Annotated in this window: 23 protein-coding genes; 11 read left to right on the top strand and 12 right to left on the bottom strand. The window is 54.4% G+C overall.

What is annotated here, in order from left to right:
• Nucleotides 1-89: 89 nt before the first annotated feature.
• Nucleotides 90-650 carry a hypothetical protein gene (locus tag WC359_11135; GenBank protein ID MFA5400987.1) on the bottom strand — a complete coding sequence of 187 codons (561 nt, stop codon included), beginning with the start codon at nt 648-650 and terminating at the stop codon, nt 90-92.
• Between the two features lie 212 nt (nt 651-862).
• Here WC359_11135 and WC359_11140 point away from each other — a divergent pair, with 212 nt between their 5' ends.
• The gene (locus tag WC359_11140) at nt 863-2,149 is read left to right on the top strand and encodes a hypothetical protein (protein ID MFA5400988.1); all 1,287 of its coding nucleotides are present in this window, start codon (nt 863-865) and stop codon (nt 2,147-2,149) included.
• Between the two features lie 68 nt (nt 2,150-2,217).
• Here the strand turns inward: WC359_11140 and WC359_11145 are convergent, their stop codons facing one another.
• The 5 genes from WC359_11145 to WC359_11165 form a co-directional block, all read right to left on the bottom strand.
• Nucleotides 2,218-2,517, bottom strand: coding sequence for a Smr/MutS family protein (locus WC359_11145; GenBank protein MFA5400989.1), 300 nt, complete (start codon nt 2,515-2,517; stop codon nt 2,218-2,220).
• Nucleotides 2,518-2,523: 6 nt separating this feature from the next.
• Nucleotides 2,524-3,951, bottom strand: coding sequence for a tRNA lysidine(34) synthetase TilS (gene tilS / locus WC359_11150; protein ID MFA5400990.1), 1,428 nt, complete (start codon nt 3,949-3,951; stop codon nt 2,524-2,526).
• A 1-nt stretch (nt 3,952) separates the two neighbouring features.
• Entirely contained in the window at nt 3,953-4,603 is a 651-nt protein-coding gene (locus WC359_11155) for a histidine phosphatase family protein (GenBank protein ID MFA5400991.1), read from the bottom strand.
• A 100-nt stretch (nt 4,604-4,703) separates the two neighbouring features.
• Nucleotides 4,704-5,345 carry a TIGR03936 family radical SAM-associated protein gene (locus tag WC359_11160; GenBank protein MFA5400992.1) on the bottom strand — a complete coding sequence of 214 codons (642 nt, stop codon included), beginning with the start codon at nt 5,343-5,345 and terminating at the stop codon, nt 4,704-4,706.
• Nucleotides 5,326-6,603 (bottom strand): hemolysin family protein, encoded by a 1,278-nt coding sequence (locus WC359_11165; GenBank protein ID MFA5400993.1) that lies wholly within the window; start codon nt 6,601-6,603, stop codon nt 5,326-5,328. The genes WC359_11160 and WC359_11165 overlap by 20 nt, the downstream gene beginning before the upstream one ends.
• 138 nt (nt 6,604-6,741) lie before the next feature.
• Between WC359_11165 and WC359_11170 the strand changes: the two genes are divergently transcribed.
• Nucleotides 6,742-7,143, top strand: a complete 402-nt coding sequence (locus tag WC359_11170) for a hypothetical protein (GenBank protein ID MFA5400994.1) — start codon at nt 6,742-6,744, stop codon at nt 7,141-7,143.
• Between the two features lie 293 nt (nt 7,144-7,436).
• Nucleotides 7,437-8,096: a hypothetical protein gene (locus tag WC359_11175; GenBank protein ID MFA5400995.1), complete on the top strand. Its 660-nt coding sequence runs from the start codon at nt 7,437-7,439 to the stop codon at nt 8,094-8,096.
• A 75-nt stretch (nt 8,097-8,171) separates the two neighbouring features.
• Here the strand turns inward: WC359_11175 and WC359_11180 are convergent, their stop codons facing one another.
• Nucleotides 8,172-9,326, bottom strand: coding sequence for a hypothetical protein (locus tag WC359_11180; GenBank protein ID MFA5400996.1), 1,155 nt, complete (start codon nt 9,324-9,326; stop codon nt 8,172-8,174).
• 26 nt (nt 9,327-9,352) lie between these two features.
• Nucleotides 9,353-9,877 (bottom strand): deoxyuridine 5'-triphosphate nucleotidohydrolase, encoded by a 525-nt coding sequence (locus WC359_11185; GenBank protein ID MFA5400997.1) that lies wholly within the window; start codon nt 9,875-9,877, stop codon nt 9,353-9,355.
• A gap of 92 nt (nt 9,878-9,969) precedes the next feature.
• On the opposite strand from WC359_11185, the gene WC359_11190 reads away from it, so the two are divergent.
• Both WC359_11190 and WC359_11195 read left to right on the top strand, forming a co-directional pair.
• Entirely contained in the window at nt 9,970-10,707 is a 738-nt protein-coding gene (locus tag WC359_11190) for a DUF6125 family protein (GenBank protein ID MFA5400998.1), read from the top strand.
• Complete coding sequence (locus tag WC359_11195; GenBank protein ID MFA5400999.1) at nt 10,704-12,023, top strand: NAD(P)/FAD-dependent oxidoreductase; 1,320 nt, start codon at nt 10,704-10,706, stop codon at nt 12,021-12,023. The genes WC359_11190 and WC359_11195 overlap by 4 nt, the downstream gene beginning before the upstream one ends.
• A gap of 2 nt (nt 12,024-12,025) precedes the next feature.
• Here WC359_11195 and WC359_11200 read toward each other — a convergent pair whose 3' ends face one another.
• On the bottom strand, nt 12,026-12,607 hold the full coding sequence (locus WC359_11200; GenBank protein ID MFA5401000.1) for a Maf family protein: 582 nt from the start codon (nt 12,605-12,607) through the stop codon (nt 12,026-12,028).
• A gap of 125 nt (nt 12,608-12,732) precedes the next feature.
• On the opposite strand from WC359_11200, the gene WC359_11205 reads away from it, so the two are divergent.
• Both WC359_11205 and WC359_11210 read left to right on the top strand, forming a co-directional pair.
• Entirely contained in the window at nt 12,733-14,151 is a 1,419-nt protein-coding gene (locus WC359_11205) for a CoA-binding protein (GenBank protein ID MFA5401001.1), read from the top strand.
• Between the two features lie 27 nt (nt 14,152-14,178).
• Nucleotides 14,179-16,323, top strand: coding sequence for a SpoIIE family protein phosphatase (locus tag WC359_11210; GenBank protein MFA5401002.1), 2,145 nt, complete (start codon nt 14,179-14,181; stop codon nt 16,321-16,323).
• On the opposite strand, the gene WC359_11215 is transcribed toward WC359_11210, so the two are convergent.
• Entirely contained in the window at nt 16,320-17,093 is a 774-nt protein-coding gene (locus WC359_11215) for an SDR family oxidoreductase (protein MFA5401003.1), read from the bottom strand. The two genes, WC359_11210 and WC359_11215, sit on opposite strands and share 4 nt — an antisense overlap.
• Before the next feature lie 126 nt (nt 17,094-17,219).
• On the opposite strand from WC359_11215, the gene WC359_11220 reads away from it, so the two are divergent.
• Nucleotides 17,220-18,524, top strand: a complete 1,305-nt coding sequence (locus WC359_11220) for a peptidase U34 (GenBank protein MFA5401004.1) — start codon at nt 17,220-17,222, stop codon at nt 18,522-18,524.
• A gap of 27 nt (nt 18,525-18,551) precedes the next feature.
• Nucleotides 18,552-19,052: a GNAT family N-acetyltransferase gene (locus tag WC359_11225; GenBank protein MFA5401005.1), complete on the top strand. Its 501-nt coding sequence runs from the start codon at nt 18,552-18,554 to the stop codon at nt 19,050-19,052.
• Here WC359_11225 and WC359_11230 read toward each other — a convergent pair.
• The gene (locus WC359_11230) at nt 19,032-20,375 is read right to left on the bottom strand and encodes a DUF4147 domain-containing protein (GenBank protein ID MFA5401006.1); all 1,344 of its coding nucleotides are present in this window, start codon (nt 20,373-20,375) and stop codon (nt 19,032-19,034) included. The two genes, WC359_11225 and WC359_11230, sit on opposite strands and share 21 nt — an antisense overlap.
• Nucleotides 20,376-20,541: 166 nt before the next feature.
• Between WC359_11230 and WC359_11235 the strand changes: the two genes are divergently transcribed.
• Both WC359_11235 and WC359_11240 read left to right on the top strand, forming a co-directional pair.
• The gene (locus WC359_11235; protein MFA5401007.1) at nt 20,542-20,865 is read left to right on the top strand and encodes a multidrug efflux SMR transporter; all 324 of its coding nucleotides are present in this window, start codon (nt 20,542-20,544) and stop codon (nt 20,863-20,865) included.
• A 119-nt stretch (nt 20,866-20,984) separates the two neighbouring features.
• Complete coding sequence (locus WC359_11240) at nt 20,985-21,566, top strand: metallophosphoesterase (GenBank protein ID MFA5401008.1); 582 nt, start codon at nt 20,985-20,987, stop codon at nt 21,564-21,566.
• Between the two features lie 59 nt (nt 21,567-21,625).
• Here the strand turns inward: WC359_11240 and WC359_11245 are convergent, their stop codons facing one another.
• Nucleotides 21,626-22,720, bottom strand: a complete 1,095-nt coding sequence (locus WC359_11245; GenBank protein ID MFA5401009.1) for an AI-2E family transporter — start codon at nt 22,718-22,720, stop codon at nt 21,626-21,628.
• Nucleotides 22,721-22,806: the final 86 nt, after the last annotated feature.

Genomic DNA, 22,806 nt, shown 5'->3' on the forward strand with positions numbered 1-22,806 from the left:
CTATTTTACAACATTTAGCTGTCTCAAGTCCGTTGACTACCGAAATACAGGTTTTTCAGGATATCAAGTGTATGAAGCGGGAATGCGATTCATTTGCCAGGTATCTCGCCGATGCTTACGATGCGCTCCTTATTGAGCGCGATAAAATCGAAGCGAGACCGTTTGCCGGGCATGGCCGGCTCTATCTTCGCCTGTGTCAGAGGTATAAAACGCTCCTCGGTTTCCAGTGTATCGGTTATATGGCCCCAGGATTCTATGTAGATACAGCCGTTGATCTTGAACTGTATGGTCGCGGCCCCGGCTGCATAGGCCATGACCGTCACCGGCAGCTTCTGGCTGAACGGATATGTTGTGAGCGGTTTGTCGGGAGTTGCGCTCATGGCCTGAGCCACGAATATTATGTTGTTTTTGGATATGTGCAGGTGGGATACCGTCGTTTTACCGCCCTTTAAATCACCTACCGTGACATCCGACAGAGTTAGAAAATCCATTAAGCGCGATCGTGTTTCCGTTCTGATGCCTTCATTCAAGGCATCTATTAAACGCTGGCTGAAATCGCAGCGCATTTTACCGCTGAATACCAGCTCGCCCGTACATACCAGCACATCGAATTGCCGGTGAAGCTCACAACCTTCTGACTCGGGATCCATCAAAATTACTCTCTGCTACCTGCAAAGGCAACCTGTATCCATATACTATGGCAGGAGCAAGTTGACCTGTCAAGCATCCCGCCTGCGCATAAACAATTCGTTGCACCCTGCGTTATATAAGGCGTGACGCACGTCGAAGGAGGTACACATGTGCACTTAAACGAAGTGATCATGACCGACATGGCAACATCATCTATAAAGGAGGCTGTAATTTGAAATACATTATTTCAGGTCTTTTAACACTATTGATCGGGATAACAATGGCCCTGCCCGCGGCTGTTCCAGTCCGGGCGGATTCAGGCAAAAATAAAGTGCCCCCTTCCGTAAAAAAACATGCGCTGACGATCAAGGTTGATAATCCTGTGGTGGTAGGCCAGCCGGTAACTATCACCGTTTTGAGCAGGCCCAGCCACGAGACAATTGCAGGAGCCCCGGTCTACGCCATAAAAACGGAGAATAGGGTCGGCCCGGCTGGCACAGACAATTATACTACCCTTGTCGGCGAGGTTGAAGCTCTGATGGAGTCCAACGGGACACTACTCGGTACTTCCGGCAGCGACGGCAGACTAATAGCTACGGTATCCGAGGCCGGCCGGTATATATTAATAGCCACTAAAGACGGCTATACACCCGGCTTTGCCAGGTTGCAGGCCAAACAGAAAAATGAAAACCTGAAGCTCAGGTTGATCCTGCAGGCTCCAACCTCTACCCCGGCAGGTCAACAGATCACGGTTAAAGTGACCGGCGGCAGCTCCGGCCCGGCAGTGGACAATGCCACAATCAGTGCTATTAAAACAAGCGGTATTATCAAGCCAGTCGTTAGGCCGGCGCCGATACCGGCAGAAAACGGCACCACCACCCGGATGGTCATAAGCCAGCAGGCTCCTATTATGATCGATACCGAGCAGGAGGACGCGTTGGCCGGCAGGCTGGGTAAAAGGGAGATAGTACTGGGCAGCAGCAACAGCGCCGGGGAGGTCGTTTACACGTTCACGGATGCCGGCACATACATGTTGCTGGCCAGAAAGAACGGCTACCTTCCGGGTGCCCGCAGGATCAATGTCCAATCTGACACGGCATCGAAGTCGCTGGAGATAAAGGCAACCATCAACTTAACAACCGGTCAGTCTTCCGGCGTACTGGTTACAGAAAAAGGCAGCAGCCAGCCGGTGGAGGGAGCCGCAGTTTATTCACTTAAAGTAGAAAACAACAGGGCTATAAAACAGCTGCCCCCCACAACCAATAACTTTAAGGCGCAGCTGATCCGGGCAGGAAACGATGCCGCCAGAGTCAAAGAAAACGGTGTGCTGGTCGGCAACACGGACAGCGCAGGCCAGGTCTCGTACAGCTTCCCGTCGTCCGGCCAGTATATGCTGGCCGCCTTCAAGGACGGCTACAGGGCTGCAATTACACGAGCAGGCTATTTCCCGCCGGTGTCCGCAACGACCGGAGCAAATGTGACCAGTACTCTTCCGGTAACAACAACAACAACTGAATGATTTTCGGCAGTTAAAAGAGCAGGGGCGGATCTGAAGATCCGCCCCTGCATCGTCTACTTTAACAGCATTTACAATTCCACAATGGTTGCACCGGTGCTGCCTTCGTATCGGCTACCTGTGCGGAAAGACTTCACCAGCGGGTGGCTTTTCAGTTCACGCATCACAACCTGCCGCAGAGCGCCCGTCCCCTTGCCGTGTACGATCCTGACTTCCTTCAACCCTGCCAGGCAGGCATCGTTGAGATATCCATGGATCATAGGAAGGGCCTCATCTACAGTTAAGGCATGCAGATCGAGCTCCGGATGGACGCCGGCTTTTCCCTCCGGGGTGGAGTGCCTTTGAAAATCCATACGTTGTTTATGTTTCATCCAGCCTCATTCCGCCCTGTGAAAATCCAGCCGGAGCACTTCCTGAGTAGAGGTCGTAACCTTGGCGCGGTCATCTATGCGCCAGCCGACAATCCAGACTATTTGTTCGGGAGAACATACGACGGGGACGCTGTTTCGCCATGAGCGCGGTATGGAGGAGTCGACCATGAAGTCCTGCAATTTGCGGCCGTGCGCCATGCCCAGGGGGTGAAAGCGGTCCCCTGCTCTGCGCCCCCTTACGCTGAGACGCCTGCCGATCCTGGCCAGGTCAAAGCTTGCGCTGAATATGTCATCGTCCTTAAAGAAATTCTCACTCATTATGGTGGCTGACACCAACCAGCCGGGCAGCTTTGTTTCGCCCGGTATATTGAGCACATAGTCGCAGTCCAGGACCGGCCAGGGGCAGGCCGACGTACCGGGAGCCGTCACGACCATACGATTCCGCTCGTTGGTAACGACCGCACCTCCAGGCAGATACACGCTCCTGCCCGTATTTGAAAACAGCAGCCTGATCAGGGCGTCAACATGAACGGACTCGATATCTTTCAAGCTCCCGCAGGCACGTTCAATCATAATGCGAAATATCCTGCGCTGCAGCGCCAGCGGAAGCCCGCGTAACTTGCCTGAATCGAGACATGTCAGGTGTCCTTCGCCGGTCACCAGCGACCTGCATACAGCGGCAGCCTGTTCATCGATAAAGTCAGTGTCTTCGCCAGCCAGGTCCGCCAGTCTCAACAGGGCACCGTCGATATCCGCGTTGTACTGTCTGAGCAGCGGTATCAGTTCGAGCCGTATCCGATTGCGCAAAAATCGCACCTGATCGTTGGAGGTGTCTTTTCGCGGCTGCAGGCCATTCGCAGTGCAATAGGCTTCGGTCTCATGTCTGGTGATCTCGAGAAGAGGCCGGATCACCCAGATACCGTCCTCTCCGGCGCCATACGGTATGTGCGACGCCGGCCTCAGACCGCGCAGGCCCTGTATGCCGGATCCCCGCAAAATATGCATGAGCGTTGTCTCGGCCTGATCGTCTCGCGTATGCCCGACCACCACACGCTTGGCCCCGGTCTGCCTAGCTGTATCGCCCAGAAAACGATACCTCACCTCACGGGCGGCTTCCTCGAGAGAGATTTTTCTCTTACTTCGCCATTCAGCCACGTCTCTTTTTTCGATCGTAGTTGGTATTCCCAGGGAAGACGCCAGATTCGCAACGTATTCCGCATCTGCCCCGGACTCGCTGCGCAGTCCATGATCAAGGTGGGCTACGTGCACCTGAATATCCAGTACTTCCTTCAAACTGTTAAGTACATGCATCATACATACCGAGTCCGGCCCACCCGATACCGCCACCACTACCTTCTCGCCACCCGATATCAGCCCGTATTCCCTGATAAAACCGCTTATGCGTTTTTCGAGAGCGTTGCTGTCGGCAGGCAAGCTATAACTCCTTTAAATGACAGATATCACTCAGCAGCAGAAGTCGCGGTGGATGATCTTGTTTAAAATCCAGAATAGTCAGGCTGCTGGGCTGTATGCGTACTCGTACGAGGTGAGTGAGAGGCATCCCGAGCGCGGTGCATACTACTGTAGCAGTTACAAAGTAGTGTGAGACCACTGCGGCACTGCCGCCGGGATTGGCCTCCACAATTCGTTTGATGGTCGCCCACACCCTATCCCTGAATTGGCCGAGATTCTCGCCGCCCTTGAAATCGACGGCGTCTCCTTTGGTCTGCCAGTCTACCAGAAACTGGCTGAAATTCTGACCGAAAGTATCAAGCGACATACCCTCCATCTCCCCCACGTGTATCTCCCTCAGATCAGGCTCGGATACGACCTCCAGTTTGTGCGGACCGGCCACGGCGTGGGCGGTGTCAAGTGCGCGTTTGAGCGGGCTCGAATACACGGCCGTCAGCGAATAATCGCGCATGGCCTCACCCAGCCTCTCAGCCTGCGCCTTACCTTTCTCGCTCAAGTCCGTGTCGCTGCCGCTGCCCTGGATGATGCGCTGCTGGTTCCAGGTAGTCTCGCCGTGCCTTATAAGGTATAGCTTGATCTCGTCTTTCCTCCATTCAGGATAACGGCTTATTATATTGCTTCAAGTTGGAAATTTAAAATTACCGGCGTTTTGAAAAAATGCGCCTGCATGGTAAACACGTCAAGAGAGGTCCTTCAAGTGCGCCCGCCGCTTTTTACGTAAAGACGAGCTTCGTCCTCTGAATCGATGAGGGGAATCCGCTGAATCCAAGGGCCTTGATGATCTGCTCCGGCCTGCCCGATCCGGAAGAATCGCAGCGCAGCCGCATACCGATCATGTATACCTCATCTTTTTCCCCTGCCATCCAAAGGTCGTCGAGCAATGGCCGTAGATCATAAAAACGTTCACCCGTGTCGCGGGAATGATGCCAGGGCAGAGTTTCCAGAGCCAGCAACGATTTAAGCGAGCGTTCGATGTTCTCTGCCCCCTGCTGTGATTCCACTTCGACCACGTATTCGGCGTAGCGCAGACGTGATTGCAGCGATGGAGCTTCAAGGCTGACCGGCTGGGCATCGATAATCGAAATGCCATCAGGCAGTTGCGGGGCAACTTTTTGAAGGAAATTGCCGGGAGTGATGCGTCGGCTTAGAAAAACGTCCATCAATTCGGATTTGCTGGTCACGCCCACAGCCAGGGGAGCGGCCAGGGAGATCCTGGGATGGGGGCTGAAGCCCTCGGAGTAGGCAAGTTCCACACCCGCCCTGCGAAATACGCGCTCCCAGAGCCTCATCAAGTCGAGATGCGAAAGGAATTTAAGCTGTAGGCCGCGGCTGAACTTAAGTCGCAGACGGTGCATTCTTTTCCCTGGTTATGGTGATGCGCTCGATTTTGCGGTTGACGATCTCCGTAATAGTGATCCTGAGGTCACGATACTTGAAATGTTCGCCTTTTCTCGGAATGCGCCCGAGATGGCTGAGGATAAAACCGGCAACAGTGTCGTAATCACCCTCGGGAAGGTCCAGGTCAAGCTCGTCGTTGGCTTCCTCCACCCTGAGACCCCCATCGATATCGTAGGTATTTGCATCTATGGGGATGATCTCTTTCTCGCCGGCCACCATTTCGTCTCCGATGCTTCCCATGATCTCAGAAGCCAGGTGCTCGAGATTAGCAATGCCGGCCACGCCGCCGAACTCATCTATGACGATTGCCATATGAAAGTTATGGTCTCTCATCTCAGCCAGCACCTCGCCCAGCCGCTTGGTCTCGGGCACGAAATAGGCCTGACGTACCAGACCATCGATCGGATCACTGTCCTTTATTTCGCTCCGGGCTATAGCCATCAGCACATCCTTAACCGTCAGCATTCCCATCACATTATCCATACTCTCCTTGTAAACCGGGAACCTCGAATGGGGATGCTCGCTGTAAGTCTGGAGAAATTCCTCCAGTAAAGTGCCCTCCTCGATAAACGAAATCTCCGTTCGCGGCTGCATCACGTCGCTGACCGGCCGGTCGGGGAATTCAAAAGCCTTATGTATCATATCGGCTTCCGTCTCCTTCCAGACCCCCTCGGCTTCGCCGACATCTATGGCAGTGCGTATCTCAGCCTCATCCACGGTCATCCTTGCCTCGCCGTTATCGGTCACCATGCGGGTGAAGCCGGCGCCGATCTTATTCAACACCCACACAAACGGGTAAAGTATCCAGATAAGAAGCTGCACGGGAATGCTGTAGGCCAGCGCCATCTTCTCCGCGTTATGGGCCGCGACAGTCTTGGGGATTACCTCGCCCAGCACCAGTACCAATATTGTTATACATATTGTGGCAACCAGCGCGCCCATATTAGGGCCGAAAAAGCCCACTGCAATAATCGTGCCCAGAGACGCTGCAGCGATATTGACAACGTTATTCCCCAGCAATATGGCGGAGAGGAACATGCCGGGCTGTTTCTGGAAGCTCTCCAGTATATCTGCAAACTTCACATCGTGGCTGAGCAGATGCTTGACCCTTATACGGCTCAGCGAAACAATGGCCACCTCGGCGCTGGAGAAGAAAGCAGATAGAAGGAGGCAGACCAGTATTAATATGAAGTATATGGTACGTTCACTATCCATATGATGCCCGTTCGCGCCGGGCTAAAGCTATAATATCATCCGCTATCTGCACAGTCAAAGTTTGCGGCATGCCTGCCCTTCGGACTGGTACGGTGAAAGACCGCCCTCTAAACGTGATAGAATTATGGGGCCATGCAGGTGGATTTCGCTTTTATCTGCGACTATGCTGAGGCTACCAACAAGGTCAACGCGCTCGGCATAGGATTCGATACCATTATGGCAGGCCGCGTACCTGTCAGGCACCCAAATTTCTTCCTGGTCATCCAGTTGCGCGCCAACGTCGTTGAAGCGGGTGAAAAAAACTTCGAGGTACACCTCATCGACGACGATGGAAAGCAGATCATTCCTCCTATCAAAGGTACGCTCAACATACCGCGTCCTCCGGCGGGAACTGAGAGCACCGGCCGTATAGCCATGCGCTTCGATGGAGTGGAGTTTCCCAAGTACGGCGTATACTCAATACATGTCCTGGTCGAAGGGCACGAGATGAGCAGGATACCCCTTAGAGTGGCCCAACCACCTGCACAATCACAGAATTAGTAACCCGGCTGACTTCTTTTATGAACCACGCCGGGCGTAATCCGGGCACCAGACCGCGTTGGGCCGGGCCGGCTGATGGCATGCCCCTCGCCAGTCGTACTTACAGGAATCGCACAGGATCACCTTCATGCCCAGCGCCTGCTTAACGCTTATTTTGAGATTATCGAACCAGGAAGGTCCTGTTTTCTTTCGCCCTGACATAATATTTGAGTGTACTTCGTACATCCACAGGCTGTCAAAAACCCGCTGTCCGTAGTAATATATCTAACTCCGCCCGAATAAGGAGATGAAAAATGGCGCACTGGGAACATCGCAGTGAGAACAACTGGGCAAAATTCAGATTTAACCAGCCTTATCAGCCGGGTTTGAGCCGCCTGAGGGACGAGGTGCTGGAGAAGACGGACTACGATCCGGCAGTGCTCTGGCAATGGGGGACAATGCAGGCCATGTCCGTTGTCCGCATACTGAAAGACTGCGAAAAAGAGTTCGGAGAGCAGGGGCAACAACTGGTAAACGGGGCTCTGCGCAGAGTCGGCCACGAAGTGGGGGAGCAGCTTTTCACCGGGCTGAGTAAACCGCAGGGCTTGAGTGAAGCAGAGCTGGTCAGCTTCTTTGCTACGGTCGTCAATCGCATAGTATATGCATCGCTGGAAGAGCCGCGTATCGACGCCGACGACAGGATCAGCTTCGACATCATCTGGTGCCCGCACCAGGACCATTATTCCGCCTTCGACTGCCGTGTCCAGCGTTATCTGGTACAGGGCATGCTGGATGCGTTCTTTGAGACCGGCTGGATCAGCGGTGATTGGCAGGTCAAGTTCACATGCACCATACCTGCAGGCGCTAAAGTTTGTACATTTATACTGTGGAAGGCCGGCGGCCTGGAGAAAGCTGAGTGGGAACTATATACCAGGAAACTGGAGCAGCGGGCGCTAAAAGAGTCTCAGCAATGACAAGAGAACACCACAGGCCGACCGGACGAGCAAACTGCGTTTGAGAAGCACAACTCGTCAAATCAACTGCTCGCCCTACTGAACTTTGAAGGGGATTAATAATCGTTCTTCGCCGTTGAACACAAGCCTCGCCGAGTAATCACCTTTAATCAGCTCCCCCTTGCTTGTGGTCAGCCTTGCTACAACCTCCACTGTGCCGACAAAGGTATTCTCGTCTTCAGCAATCTGGTAGTCATCGACACCGGCTTCATCGCTGCTGATAATAATCCACTGAACAGTCACCCGGGTACCCGGGGGGGCATTATAGATCCTGGCCCTGAAGAGGATCTCGGGAGTATCCGCCGAAAAACGGGATGATACATTGACCTCTTTCTGCTCCTTGTCTGTAAATGCATATACGTTCGCTTCACCGATGTATAGCGCAGGCAGCAGGCCGGCTTCAACCACGCTGAACGGCAGCTTTAATTGTTCGATATCGCCCACGTAGAACCTCAGGCTGTAGCTCCCCATAGGAAAGGATGTGCCCTGCCTGGGCGATATGGAAAAGATTAAAAATTCACGTCCCTCGACTTTTAGGGATGATTCAGCTATCTTCTGCTCGCGGTCGCCACCCAGCTCGCCACCCTCATAAATCCAGCGGGCGCTAACCTGGTCATTGAAATCAGCTCCGCTGACTTTGACGATGCCATATATGACCGGGCTGTCTTCAGGGAAAACGCTGACATTGTTTAAAGGCTTTCCATTGAGCACGTCTATAACGGTCGACATGGCGCCGCTTTCAAGCTTCACAGACGGTGCAGCCGGTTCACCCTGGATAACGAACGGCACCGACTGCATCAGCTTATCATCATAGAAAAGGCTGACGCTGTAATCGCCGCGGGGCAATAAAGCGTCCGAGCGTGCAAAGGCAACTACTATATAAGGAGCATCCGCTGCAGCCTTCTGGCTGCCGATGAGCATATCCTTGAAATCAGCCTCGTCGCTCTTGACAAGGTACCAGTCCGCCCTGATTGCAGACTCCGCCGACTGCGTATTCAGCTTTATCGAGCAATAGATGGTCTTCACATCCGGCGTAAAATTGTCGGATACCATCAGCGGCTCACCGGTTTTGGATACTGCGCTACAAAGCACTGCCCGCTCGACGGCAGGCTGGCCGACGCAGCCTGTGAGAAGGGGCAGTGCAATTGTTATCGCCATCAATATATAGATATGTAACCTATTTATTTTCACTTCAGCAGGCTCTCCTTGATTAAATATCATAGATTTTCATTCTGGTACTTTCCACTGTACCCCCTGTCCACTCCGGCCGAGGTATAAAAGAAAACGAGTTGCATAACGCGCGCATTCTTGTGCAATTTGAAGCCATCGGGATTATAGACCACTAATAATGACTGCGAACGTCCGCTGTAGCCTGCGTCCCAGACAGCGCTGTGAATGCTGACACCGCAGCGATTGAGGCTGGAGCGCGGCCTTCCCAGGGCCATGACATTATCCGGCAGCGTTATCACCTCATTGAAAGTGATCAGATAGGGGCCGGGCAGCAGTTCCAGCCCTCCGTCGACGCCGAATTCCAATCGTGTAAGAGTGGACAGCTCCCGTCCCCGGTTGCCGGCAGCAATTTTTCCGCGCGATGAGAAATAGGCGACGTCCCTCACGGTCAGGTCTACGCCGTTGGGCTGAATCTGCTCATCCAGGTCGACGGCTTCAGCAATGAGGGGAGGCTTTTTACCCTGCATTAGCAGTATGTCCTGTCTGGTCAGGACGCCCTGTTGTTTCATCATCCCGTATTTATTCCAGCCCTGTACAAATGATGTTATTATAATACGGATTCCGGGGAAAGTCAGAAATACAACGTCCGTATGAGGAGCGTCCCATGGGAGAGATGAAAGGAATTGAGCGAATGGATAATCCCGCCCTGAGCAGGCTCGCTGTCGATCTGTTAAGACGCAGCCTGTTGCATTACGGGATATGGTTCAACGAGGTCGATCACCAGCTGGGCCTGGAAAAGGCCCTGCAGATAGAAGACGAGGTCTTCGCCAAACTTTGTCCACTGATTATTAAACGCCTGTCGGGCGTACTGGGATTTGCTTTAGACGACGGCCTGCCGCGGTCGCTGTCCGGGCTGCCGAGAGAAAAAATAATCTCTCTGATCGATGCTATCTCTGCCAACTGGCTGGCCGGTGACGGCCTGTGGTTCCAGGCCGTTGAGTCCCGGCAGGAGATGTACACAGCCAAGCGCTGCAACGATACCTGCTGGATAAAATTCTCACCCTTCGAAGCCGTACGCATCAAAGCCATGCTCGAACTTCCGGACAAAGGCGGCCTGGACGCCCTGGAAGCAGCTTTGGGCTTACGACTTTACTCGAGAATCAACACTCAGACCACAGAAAGACAGGGCAATAGCCTGGTCTTTAAAATGGTCAAATGCAGGGTGCAGGACGCACGCAGGCGCAAGGGGCTTGATGACTATCCCTGTAAATCGGCCGGCGTTGTGGAATACAGCAGCTTTGCGCAGGCTATAGATCCGCGTATCAAGACCGAATGCATCGCCTGTCCTCCCGATGACCTTCCCGGCGGCTGGTTCTGCGCCTGGAAGTTTTCCATAGCATGAGCATCAAGAAGGTTCTGGTTATCGGGGGTGGCGCCGGAGGCATGCTTGCCGCCGGCCGAGCGGCTGAACTGGGCGCTGAAGTAACTCTGCTGGAGAAGATGGAACGCCCGGGCAAAAAGGTCCTTCTCAGCGGCAACGGACGCTGCAACCTCAGCAATACCCGGGATATCGGCGAATTCATAGCGATGTTCGGCCCCAATGGCAGATTTCTCTATCACGCTTTCCATCATTTTTTCCGGGACGATCTTCTCAAGCTGCTGGCCGGTTCCGGAATCGCAACGCAGGCTGAGCCGGATGGACGCATCTTCCCTGTCTCAGGAAAATCAACCGATGTGGTTAAAGCGCTGCAAAAATATATGTCCGGCCGCGGTGTTGAGATACTTACCGGTGTTAAAGTGACCGCGATCGAGATTGCTGATAATTCAGCCGTGCTGGTGAAAACCGCTGCGGCGGATTATTTAGCCGATGCGGTTGTGCTGGCCACGGGAGGAGCTTCATATCCACAGACCGGCTCAACGGGCGACGGCTATCGCATGGCTGCGCAGCTGGGCCACAGTATGGTGCGTCTGCGGCCGGCCCTCGTCCCGCTGGTGGTGAAGGAACGGCAGGCCGCGGCGGGCCTGCAGGGCATCAGCCTGAGCGATGTGCGGCTTACTTGCTTCACCTGCCTGGCGGAAGACGTCGATGTTGCGGCCACACCACGGGCTGACAGGGGACGTGGCCTCGGCACAGGCAAATCCCGACCCCCGATGCTGGAGAGCCGCAGGGGCGGCATTGTTTTTACGCAGGACGGCCTCAGCGGACCGGCAGCCCTGCTCATGAGCCTGGCCGTGGCCGATGCGCTGGAGTCGGGGCCGGTAAGCCTGACTATTGACCTGCAACCGGGCAAGACCTTATCACAGCTATCCGAGGATCTGAAGACTATTATCCGTGCACATGGCAGCAGACAGCTCAAAAGTATATTGAATGAACTACTCCCGGAGCGTATTACGCTGGACGTCCTGATGAAAGCCTGCGTATCGGCGGATACCGGCGCCAGCCAGGTGACGTCAATACAGAGGCAGGCTATTACACGCGCATTGAAAGGGCTTGCTTTCAATGTGGAAGGCGTCCGTCCGCTGGCGGAAGCCATGGTGACTGCGGGAGGCGTTTCCCTGGACGAAGTCGATCCCCGCACCATGCAATCAAAAATTGTACGCGGCCTCTATTTCTGCGGCGAGGTGCTCGATTTGGATGCCGACACAGGCGGATTTAATCTGCAGGCAGCCTTCTCAACAGGGTATCTGGCGGGGGGATGCGCCGCACGTGCGCGCTGACGTCAGACCGGCAGTGTGACGCCGAACCTCTTCAGCACTACAGCCAGCTCGCACAGCGGCAGGCCTATCACGTTACTGTAATCACCCTCGATCTTCTCCACCAGTAATGCCCCCAGCCCCTGTATAGCATAGGCGCCCGCCTTGTCCAGCGGTTCGCCGGTCCGCACATATCTGTCGATCTCCGATTTATTCAGCTTCCTGAAATACACCTTCGTTTCCACCGTCCGCGATACAGCCCTGCCGGTGGCGGAATCGACTACGGTGAAACCCGTGATCACGCTGTGACACGTGCCGCTCATCTCTGCCAGCATTTTACGCGCATGAGGGGCATCGAGCGGCTTGCCCAGTATCCTGCCCTCAAGCACACCGATCGTGTCGGCTGCTATTATAATGGAGTCCGCGTGGCGCAACGCCGCCGCCCGTGCTTTGTGCAGAGAAAGCGTTTTGGCCAGCTCCGCGGGTTTTGATCCGGCAGGTTGAGCCTCATGAATCTCAGACGTATCCACAGTGAATGTAAGCCCGATATTTTCAAGCAGTTCCCTGCGTCGCGGCGAAGATGACGCAAGAACAATGGTCTTTGCCATACCGACAATTTAGAGGAAGGCCCGGGGACTGTCAACCCATTCAAACCGGTCTGCGCATCTGTTTTATATCCAGATTGGTAAGTGTTATACTTTGCTGTTCCCATTAAATATGGACTATCGACCTCATGACCGGCCTACATGAACAGCTCGAATCAATCTTCCACCCAAAAAGCGTAGCTTTCGTGGGTATCAGCACCAGCAATCCTTTTCACTGGACAAGGACCTTCTGGGATTCACTGCGCGAGTTTCAATTCGAGGGGCCGCTGTATCCCGTCAACCCGCACGGCGGCGAGCTCGATGGTTACAAGGTCTATACTTCGCTGGAAGAGGTGCCGGGAGAGGTCGACTATGTTATCAGCACGGTCAATGCGAAGGTCGCCCCCGCGATTGTACAGAGCTGTGCCCGCAAAGGCGTGAAGGCCATACACTTCTGCACCGCCGGATTCGACGAGACGGGAGAGGTGGGGTCCGAGGGTCTGCAGCAAAAGCTGGCGCAGCTTTCGCGCGAGACCGGTGTGCGTATCATCGGCCCCAACTGCATGGGCATCTATTGCCCGGAATCACGCTTATCGTACGATACAGGCTTTGAAAAAGAGGCCGGAAACGTAGGATTGATCAGCCAGAGCGGAGGCAACTCAATCTACGTTGCCAGGGAGGCCGGCTGGCGGGGGATCAGGTTCAGCAAAGTAATCAGCTTCGGGAACGCCTGCGACCTCAATGAATGCGACTTCCTAGAATATATGATCGACGATCCCAAGACCACGATAATCGCCGTCTACCTGGAAGGGGTAAAGGACGGACGGCGTCTTGCTCGCCTTCTCGGCCGGGCCTCGGGGCGCAAGCCCGTTATACTGCTTAAATCAGGTCTGGGCGAAGCCGGCGCCAGAGCAACATCCAGCCATACTGCTTCTCTGGCGGGTGATGACAATATCTGGGATGCGCTCTGCCGCCAGTTCAACGTCATACGAACTTCCACCGCCGAGGAAATGGTGGACGTGCTGGTCACGCTCACTTACATGCCTGACCCCGGCGGCAGAAATGCGCTGCTGATCGGCCTGGGCGGAGGCGCCAGCGTGTTACTTACAGACGATTTCGAGCGCCAGGGTTTGCGCCTGCCGCCGCTGCCGGATCACGTGCAGCAAGAGCTCATGAGCTTCTCGCAACTGGCGGGGAATATGCTGCGTAATCCGGTAGACTACTCACAGGACATGCTGGAATCAAGCAACCTGATCAGGGCCATACAGGTGCTCACGGCATGGGACGGCATCGATTTTTGCATGGGCTTCTTCCGTCCCAGCCAGCTTCCACCGCCGGCCTGGGAGATTGTAATGACGTGGGGCGAGGCGCTTGTTAAAGCATATCTCGAATCGCGCAAACCGGTGGCATTCGTCTGCGACAGCGCGGTCATCCCCGAGCGGCATAGTAAGCTCTTCCCGGTCTTGCAGAGTTTTATCAATTCGAAGGTGGCGCTCTACTACACTTTCCCCGGCGCAGCACGTGCGATCAGCATGGTGGTTGAATACAACGAACGCCGCCTCAAATAATCGCGCCGTTGTGTTATGATAAATCCGATGCCAAGATTCAAACTGAAAATCACAGGTAAAATCCTTCTCATCCTGCTGGGGCTGTCCCTTCTTTCACTCACTTTTCTATCAGCTGTAGCCGTCAGCAATATGGCCAACATGGGCGGGTACGCGCTGGAGAGCAATGCCTCTTTAGGCGCCAGCGCCGTCAGCGACAGCACCGCCGCCCTTGAGAAACAGGCCAGGGAACAGCTCCTGACACTGGCTATAGATCAAGCGGTCATCAGCGACGCGCTCTTCGAGAAGGTGGAATCGGAAACAGCGCTGGTGGCCGGCTATACAGCCGATCTCTGGGAAAGGCCTGACGATTTCCCCGGCGGACGCATATATTTTCAGGATGAACAGCCGGATACCATCTACACCGCTTCAGTCAGCGCGCTGGCCCCGGGCGTTACGCCAGAAGCGGTGAGCACCGATCTCAGGCTGCTGTCCAACCTTAACAGCATATATATTCCTGTATTCCAGACCGACCACAACCTGTCACAGCTCTACGTGGGTACCGAATCCGGCATAACGCAGATATATCCCTGGACAACGGACATACCCGCAACTTTCGACGCGCGGCAGCGCGAGTGGTATTTACGAGCAAAGGAAAGCCGGGCGCGCGGCTGGACCAATACCGTGATTGATGCGGTCAGCGGCAAGCCGAAGGTTACCTGCTTCAGGCCGATATTCGATGAAAAGCGCAGGTTGATAGGCGTTGTCGGCGCAGACGTCACTACTGAGACTATTAACCAGAAGATTATCGGCACCCAGGTCGGCAAGAACGGATATGCTTTTCTTATCGACAGCAAGGGCAATGTCATCGCGCATCCCCGTATGCAGGTATCCGGTGGGCAATGGGATGAGGCCTTTGAAAACGGCAACCTGTTGAACGCAAAAGATCCGGAGTTGAAACGAATAGCTGCGGAGATGGTTGACGGCATGGCGGGGGTGGGCAGGTGCCAGCTGGACGGCAGCGACAAGTTCATAGCCTATGCCCCCATCTCAACTACCGGCTGGTCGATCGGCATCGCCATGCCGATAGATGAAATAGTCGCGCCGGTGCAATCGACCAGGGAACGCATCGATACCGCCACTGCCGACTTCTCGGATAAGATCAACCGGCAGATCCGGGAACTGCTGACCACCCTGATTATCGCGTCGGTTAGTATTATCGTAGCGGCAGCGGGAATAGCGTACCTGCTTGCCCGCCGTATAACGCGACCCATCATAGCCCTGGATCGGGGTGTTCAGGTCATAGGACAGGGTGACCTCGACCACAGGCTGGTTGTCACGACCGGCGACGAGATCCAGGACCTGGCGGGGGCATTCAATAAAATGGCGGAGAACCTTAAGGTCTACATCCGCGACCTGCAGGAGACGACCTCCGCCAAGGAGAGGATTGAGAGCGAACTGCGCGTTGCCACCGAAATCCAGACCAGCATGCTGCCGCGGCTGTTCCCGCCCTTCCCGGACCGCGAGGAGTTCGACCTCTATGCCACCATGCAGCCGGCCAGGGAGGTAGGTGGCGATTTCTACGACTTTTTCTTTATCAGTCCCACCAAACTGTGCCTGATCATCGGAGACGTATGCGGTAAAGGTATACCGGCGGCCCTGTTCATGGCCATCAGCAAAACCCTCTTGCGAACCGAAGCGCTGCACGAGCCTTCGCCCGACCGTGTGCTGTTCAATGTAAACAATACCCTCTATCCGGACAACGAGGCCTCCATGTTTTTCACCGGACTCTGCGCGGTGCTCGATACCGAAAGCGGCGAACTGACCATCGCTAACGGCGGCCATAATCCGCCGCTGTTGTGTCCGTCCGGCGGCGAATTCCAGTATATCAGCCTGCCCAAAGGACTGGTGGTGGGCGCTATGCCGGACACTAATTACGTATCAAACACCTATACTATGAGACCGCATGATACGCTGGTCATGTATACGGACGGCGTAACCGAAGCCATGGACAGTCAGGGGCGGCTGTACTCCGAAGCTAAATTGTTAAGCTGTCTCAACGACCTGTGCGGAAGGAACGTAGTCGATATCATTCACGGTGTGAGGGCGGATATCGAGACTTTTGCCGGCGGCACGGAACAGTCGGACGATATCACAATGCTCGTCATTGAGTTCAATGGCACCGGAAAATCTTAAACGTAGAGCAGGCCACCGTCCACTATGACCGTATGCCCCGTCACATATTTGGAGGCATCCGAGGCCAGATAAATCATAGTGCCCACCATATCCTCGGGTTCACCTATGCGACCGACGGGGATGCTTTTACGGCATTCTTCCTGTCGACCGGCCCTCGCCTCAAAGCTGGAATCCAGTAGTTTTGTGTGTACAAATCCGGGCGCGATGGTGTTGACCCGAATATTGCAGGGAGCCAGTTCCCTGGCCATCACCCTGGTGGCCATGATAACCCCGGCTTTACTGACAGCGTATACACCGTTGTCCATCTCAGGCAGGTACCCGTCGATGGATGAAACGTTGATGATACAACCCCCTCCCTGTTCCTTCATTACCCGCGCAACAGCCTGGCTGAGGAAATAGAGCCCCTTCAGGTTCAGTCCCATCACGGTATCCCACAGCCTTTCCTCGGTCTCCAGGAATGAAGAGAAGATAGGGCTGGTGCCCGCGTTGTTAATGAGAATATCGATTCGGCTGAATGCGGCCCTGGCGGTATCGGCAACCTTTTTGACATCGGCCATCTTGCCCAGGTGCGCGCTGATAACCAGCGCCCGCCTGCCCTCAGCCCGTATATCGGCGGCCGCTTTCTCCAGGTCTTCGACTTTGCGGCTGGTCAGTATGATATCGGACCCTGCCCGGGCAAAGGCCAGCGCTGTGGCGCGCCCTATACCACGGCTGGCGCCGGTGACCACCGTGACCTTGCCCTCTAACGAGAATTGCTTTAAATTCGCCATCTCAGACTCCCTCCGCATAAATCGCAAAAAAGCGTTATCCCACTTTATGAAGCTTGCCGTCTTTTGTCAAGCCTGTCGGCATTCTGCTAAGATGCAGCGGCGATAACCAAAAGGAGGTGGCTTCATATGTGCGACACAATCGTTGCCCTGGGCCCATCCACCAGGGGAGGGGTGACACTTTTCGGCAAGAACAGCGACCGGGAGCCTGATGAAGTGCAGAATATTATCATCGTCCCGCGCAAACAGCACAGGGCGGACGAAACGGTCAAATGTACCTATATATCCATACCGCAGGCTGCTGAAACGGCACGCGTGCTGCTCTCACAGCCGTTCTGGATGTACGGCGCCGAGATGGGCGCCAACGAATACGGCGTTATGATCGGCAATGAGGCCGTTTTCACGCGTGAAAAACCCTCCGCTAATGGCCTGACCGGCATGGACCTGCTGCGCCTGGCACTGGAAAGGGGCAAGACAGCGCGCGAGGCAATGGATACCATTATCCGCCTGCTCGAGGAGCACGGTCAGGGCGGCAACTGCGGCTACCGCCAGAAGTTCCTTTATATGAACAGCTGGCTGATAGCCGATGAGCGCGAAGCCTATGTGCTGGAAAGCGTCAAGTCATGGTGGGCCTGGAAAAAGATAACGGACCACTGGAGCATATCCAACGTTCTCTCGCTGGAGAAGGACTTCGACGCGGCATCGCCCGGACTGATTGAAAATGCAGTCAGAAAAGGCTGGTGCAGAAGCGCGGCGGACTTCAACCTGCGTAAATGCTACTCGGATCCCATCATAACCTGGGGCGCTGCGGGCAAAGCAAGGCAGATCTGCTCCAGGGACAATCTGGCGCTGAAGAAAGGAGACCTCACGACCGCTGATTTCATGGCCATCCTGCGCCATCATGGTGGGAGGCAGGATTTTCTCCCGCATAAGCATGGCGGCACGGTATGCATGCATGCGGCCGACAAGCTCATCCGGCGCAGCCAGACGGTGGGGTCAATGGTGGGAAACGTCAGCAGCAAAGGCCGGTATTACTATGTTACAGGCGCCTCCAATCCCTGTCTCAGTCCATTTTTCCCCATTTTCGCTTCCGGCACGATCAGCCCGGTTGGCTATCTGGACGGCGGGGCCGAATACAGCCCGGAAGTCTACTGGTGGGAATCCGAAAAGATCCATCGTAAAGCGCTACACCATTTCCCCGCAGCCCGGAAAGCTGCTCATCACAAAATACAGGAATACGAGCAGGAGATGATCCAGGCCATCGAAGAGAAGCGCATTCCCTTGAACCAGGCCGCCATCGACAGCTACTTCAGCCGGGCCAGGAAGATCGTAGCCGACTGGGGAGCGCAACTGGAGTCCCTGCCCAAAATCAAGCATGGCTGGCTCTATCGGCGCTACTGGCAGGGCTATCATAAATTGAATATGACCGGCTGAGCGTAGCGAAGCAATCTTGAATGTAGTATGGTTGAGATAAAGGAAATATCCACCGACGACCAGATAGCGGAAAGCGTCGAGGTGATCCGGGAGGCCTTCGGCACGGTGGCCAGGGAGTTCAATCTGACCAGAGAGAACGCGCCCACCCATCCATTCTTCTCGACCAGTGAGCAATTGCTGGAGCTGCATAAAAGGGCGACTTTTTTTGGCCTTTATCTGGATGGAGCCCAAATAGGATTTGTGGTCATCGAAAAAGCTGAGGGCGGCACTTATTACCTGGGCCGGCTCGCCGTAAAGCCTCAATTCAGGCATCTCGGATATGGCAGGAAGCTAACCGAATTCGTGCTGGACTATGTAAAAGACCGGGGTGGTATAAAAGTCGCCCTGGGTATGATAGACAATCAGACTATTTTAAAGGATTGGTACAAATCGCTGGGCTTCATTCAGACCGGCGCCAAGCAATTCGAGCATCTGCCTTTTGTGGTCTGCTTCATGGAGAAGGCCGTCTCAACCGAGCAGGTAAACTAAAACGTCACTCACGTTGGTCCCCGTGGGACCGGTAATAATCAACGACCTTCCCATTCTGGTGAAAAGCGTATTGCTGTCGAACCTGGCGATATAATCATCGACGTCCAGACCTGCCGTCTGAGCCGCAGCCAGGGAACGATCGTCTACGATCGCGCCGGCCACATCCGCCAGATAATCCGAGCCGTCGGTCCCGGCCGAGGCCACCACCCAGGGTGACGAATATTTCCGCATTGCCAGCATCGATACTGCCGCATAATGCTGGTTTCTGCCTCCTTTGCCGGCATGCTCGGGCAGCGTCGGCGTCGTCTCACCCCCGATCAGCAGGGCGCCGAAACCCTTGTACTGGCCCTCCTCCACTTTAGCAGCCATGCTGTAAGCGTATTCGACGGTATCGCCACTCATTTTTGATGTGATTATGCACGGTTTGATTCCGAGGTCCCTGGCCTTCTCGGCCATAGCTTCCAGTGCCATGCGATTATTCCCTATAAGGTGATTTTTACAATTACGCAGCCTCTTGGGCGTTTCCGCTTCCAACCCTTCGCTGCCCCTGCGTATGAAATCGACAACTGCCTGCGGCGCTTTGTTCAGCAGGTCGTATTTCTGCAGTACATCAAACGCATCTTGATAAGTCGACGGATCCGGCACGGCGGGGCCCGACGCAATCACGTCCAGGTCATCGCCCACCACGTCGGAGATTATGAGAGAAATGATCCGGGCCGGGGCGAAAAAGCGGGCCAGCCCACCACCCTTGATCAGCGATACGTGTTTACGCACCGCGTTGATTTCCCTGATATCGGCCCCGCATCTCAGAAGAAGCTGTGTAACAGCCTGCTTATCCTCCAGTGTAACTCCATTAACGGGACCGGGCAGCAGAGAGGAGCCTCCGCCCGATATCAGGTTTATCACCAGATCACCTTTACCGATGCCGTACCGGGTTTTCATCGACAGCATCTCCCTTACGCTGTTTACACCCGCTTCATCGGGAACGGGATGCCCGGCTCTGACGACCCTAATCCTGCCCAGGTCATCGCAGCCGGACTTGCTGTTGACGATTCCGGTGGTTATGGAATCGGGACCCATTATTTTTTCCAGCTCTGCCGCCATTGATCCCGAGGCTTTACCTCCTCCCACCACAAAGATTCTGCCCTTCGAGAGGTCATATCTTTGGCCATTGATGGACAGCCGTTTACGCCTTCGGTTATATTGCACAGAAGCGCGCATCAGATTGGAGGGCAGTACCCGGCTGATGCCGGCCTCGATCAACTCGATGGCCCTGGCGCGCTGACCGGATGTAATGAGTTCTTCACGGTTCTTGATGATCACCGACGTACATCCTCATAATCAAATAAGCGCAAAACGGTAAAAATTATACGCTTTCACTCAGTGATTGTCACCGCTTCCGCGTTCATCCTGTAACCACTCCCCTCGCAATAGCTCAATGATATATGTATAATCCCCTCATAATATTGCTGATAAGGATGATGAAACTATGAGCTGGGTATTGCTTATTTCTGCCATTTGTATGGAGGTCTGTGGAACTACCTGTTTGAAGCTTTCCGACGGGTTCACAAAATGGGTCCCTTCAGTGCTTATTTTCGTTTTTTACGGATTGAGTTTTACCTTGATGACTTACGCTGTTAAACAGCTTGATCTCAGCCTCGCCTATGCCATCTGGTCGGGTGTCGGCACCTTTCTCATCGCCCTGATCGGGCTTTTCTGGCTCAAAGAACCATTTACACTGATCAAAGCAATCTCCATGGGTCTTATCATAGCGGGCGTGGTGGGTATAAACCTCGCCGGATCTCACGGATGACCATACCGATACCATCCTGCTACGAGAGTTAAGTTTGATGGACAACATTACATGGACAGGCTATAATGTGTGCGTATTCAGCCCTTATCACGGGCATCGGACTATGATAATCAACCATTATGAAAATAGGTGTAATATCTGATACCCACGTCCACCGCATCAGCGAACTGCCGTCTTCTTTAATAAATGCCCTTACCCGGATGGATATGGTGGTTCATCTGGGCGACTTTCATTCCGAAGACCTTGTCAATGACCTCAAGGAGATCAGCGTTTTCCACGGTGTGGCCGGGAACCATGATTCGCATATTCCGGGCCTGCCTGAGAAAGACCTGGTGGAGATAGGTGATAAGCGTGTCGGCATCATACACGGGCACGGTTGTGTCTTTCCCTTTGGATTCAAATGGGGGCTTCTCACTCAGTTCGACGGCAAGATGGACGCCATCCTCTACGGCCACACCCATTCCGCCCGTAACACCGTCGAAGATGGAATCCTCTTCTTCAATCCCGGCAGCGTCTGTGGCCGCTTTCCCGCCATGCACCGAAGTTACGGTGTCTTAACAGTGGCAGAGGAGATCAGCGGCGAATTGATAACTATCGAGACCAGGCGCTACTACTACCTCAATCGCTACATCGGACTGGCCAGCAGGGCGGTTTCATACTGCTGCGGGCTCAACGGTCGCCCCGATAGCTACTTGCAGTAGCCGCTGATCACCGCAGTTAAAACTGAGTTCCACGTCTATCCTAATAATAGTGCTTCCGCTCAGGTCTGCTCTGTTTTCAGCTTATCCGCTTTGGATTCATCACGGAAGTACTTATATATCTGCCAGACCGTCGCCCCCACCGGCAGTGCCAGTATTATTCCCCAGTAACTACCTATAAAGCCGCCGACCGTCATAAGCACCATTACCACCCCCGGGTCAAGAGGGAAGTGCTTCTCCTGCACCAATCCCTGTAACGCCATGACGATCAAATAGGCCGCCGCCAGCACGATAAACACCATCAACATGGCCTCCGGCTTGAGCGCCAGTGTCACCAGCAGGATGACGGCCGCCGAGATGAAGGGACCTATAATGGGTATGACCTGCGTGAAGGCTGCCACCGCGCCCATGGCCAGGGCGTACTCCATCCCGACAATAAAAAGCCCGATGGTCACGAGAGTGCCTTCGATGGCGGCCATGATAATCATAAAACGGATGTAGCGCCCCATCTGAGTGCCGAAGATAGTCAGTATTTTAGTGCTGTGCCGGGCAACTTTAGCCGGGAATATCTCGTTGAAATACTTCCCGTACCTCTCGTAGTTCAGCAGGACGAAAATCAGGAAGAAGGGAAGGGTAATAAAGCCCAGTATGGTCGGCATGCTGGAGGGGATGACCGCTATACTGCCCACAATAAAGTCCTGGATGAATTTGCTGATGGCGGGGCCGGCATTGGTTATAGATTGTTTGACGGTGGTTATCGTGTCCGCCGGTACAGTCGTCTGTATCACGGTCATCCACTGGTTGACCTGCTCCATGGCGTTATCGACGAATTCAGGCGCCCTGCTCACCAGCGCCGTTGAAGCGCTGACGATGGCGGCTCCGATATATACGATGAATGCGATGAGCAACAGGGTAAAAAGGACAAACACAATGATTACCGCTATGACTCTCTTAAAAGCCTTCCTTTTACTTTTTGGCGGCAGTATGCGCTCCAGCCAGGTCACCAGCGGGAACAACAGGTAGGCCAGCAATATGCCCACCAGGAACGGTATCAGCACGGGTAAAGATATCCAGCACAACCAGAGCACCAGTGCGATTCCCAGGATTACCAGCACGGCAATCCAGACTCTCCTGAATGTTGCATTTTCTGAAGCCAACTTTACACCTCCTGCATTAACAATCTCCGCCCATATCAAGCACCTATTAATATCTCAGCCACCCCGGAAATAAATCATATCGAATC

The sequence above is a fragment of the Dehalococcoidia bacterium genome (genome assembly GCA_041653995.1).
In the GTDB taxonomy this organism is placed as follows: domain Bacteria; phylum Chloroflexota; class Dehalococcoidia; order GIF9; family UBA5629; genus CAIMUM01.